2 protein-coding genes are annotated in these 1,694 nt (G+C 37.7%); both read right to left on the reverse strand.

Features of this window, described 5'->3' with window-relative positions; translation table 11 throughout:
* Positions 1 to 119: 119 nt before the first annotated feature.
* Positions 120 to 476 (reverse strand): hypothetical protein, encoded by a 357-nt coding sequence (locus tag D5018_RS21265; RefSeq protein WP_121840965.1) that lies wholly within the window; start codon positions 474 to 476, stop codon positions 120 to 122.
* Entirely contained in the window at positions 476 to 1,513 is a 1,038-nt protein-coding gene (locus tag D5018_RS21270; RefSeq protein WP_207819427.1) for a restriction endonuclease subunit S, read from the reverse strand. The genes D5018_RS21265 and D5018_RS21270 overlap by 1 nt, the downstream gene beginning before the upstream one ends.
* Positions 1,514 to 1,694: the final 181 nt, after the last annotated feature.

The following is a 1,694-nucleotide window of genomic DNA, read 5'->3' on the forward strand; positions in this document are numbered from 1 at the left end:
ATTAGCTGGCTTATGGGTCTTTTTACAGCTCAACGAAGTTCTTTCTAACTATACCATTGAGGAGATTGAAGCATTTAGAGAGTTGGCTAGTTCGTTTTTTGGACAAACCATGTAGATACCTATGGTTTAGTGGGTAACTTGCCTTGGTTATGCTGTTTTATTTGTCCAAGATAAAAGCAAATGCGTTCTTGTGCTGTATTAATCATCACTTGAGTTAACTCAATATCTTCTGAATAGGTTAACACCTTAATTAATTGCTTAGCTTCGATTTCAGCAAGGAATGACAGTTTTTCTAATAACTTAGCGTCAATCACATTAGTCAGTTGTTTGCCGCCATTTTTTAACGGCTGTTCAATGCGCTTTTGGGCTTTATTCAGTTCAGATTTTGTAAGCTTGTTACTGTTATACGCTTGCACTATTGTGGCAAGTGATGAAATTGAACTGACCAATAAATTAGCAACGGCAATTAGCTCCATTAATTTGCTCCTTGCCAATCTCGAACATCAATTTTGCCTGTTACTGCTGAGGAAATAAGGGCGGTTTTGCGTTCTTTTATTAATTCAATAACTGCTAGAGCCTTCGCTTCCAAAGCATCATACTTTTTCTTTAACTTTGAAATTTCACTATGTATATCCGTAATTTCATTCTGAGGAGGAACCAAAACAGGAATATCTTCTACTTGCTCTACTCTCAAATGGCTAACCGTGCTTCCATGCGAAACGCTTCCAATGTATCGCTCTAGACAATCGGAAATTAAGTAGTCAAACAGGTAATTTGAATACGATTCATCGTTCGCAATGAAGTTCATCATTCTCTGCCCCATACAAATTTTTAAATTATCTGGAACACGGCAAACTTCACCAGTTGGAGCTTCACGAGTAAACAAAATAGAATCTACAGGTGGTATACCTCGCTGCGTCCAAATCTTAAAGTTCTTCTCGTTCGTATATAAAGCACTATTAAAGTTCAAATTCTGATTCTTTACGTTTGTTGTGCGAACAACAAAGTATTCACCGTCATCAAAATATTCAGGCGTTTTATTTCGGCAATCAACAACAGCAGACTCAAATTTTAATTTTGAAACTTTCCAATGCTCTGGTACTTCTCCCAACCATTCCACACATGAGTCTTTCATTGGTACGTTAGGGTTCAGCCCTTTGGTGACAGCATGGGAAATCACCGCTTGGCGTTTTTCTTTTAACAGCTCAATTAGCTTTTCTTGCTTGGCGATTAAGCTGTCGATCTTGGCTATCTCGTGATCGAGAAAGTTAGCTATTTTTTGTTGTTCTTTTGGGTCTGGTGCGGATACTCTTAATGAAGCAACTTTTTCTTGGTTAATGTTTGGTTGACCACCGCCAGAAGACAATCGAATAATGTCTTCTTTAAAAGCCCACAACCAATAAAATAAGTATTTATTATCAAGTTGCTTTGAAGTTGTCATTACACAACAAGCTTGGTTTGTTGTCGCTTCAACTCCAAAAATCCCCAACCTACCAATAGTCGCGCCATACATTGCAATAGCTATAGACCCTACAGGGTATTTTCTTAATGTAGGAAAGGCTTTTAACCGTCATTTCGCACTGATATTTCCTAACACTTAACAATAATCACTCACGGCTAATCAAGACACAAAGATCACTACAATTATGGCAAATAGATCACTGAGCCATAGCTAAAAGATCACAGACAAACTT

Source organism: Parashewanella curva (genome assembly GCF_003675895.1).
Lineage (GTDB): Bacteria > Pseudomonadota > Gammaproteobacteria > Enterobacterales > Shewanellaceae > Parashewanella > Parashewanella curva.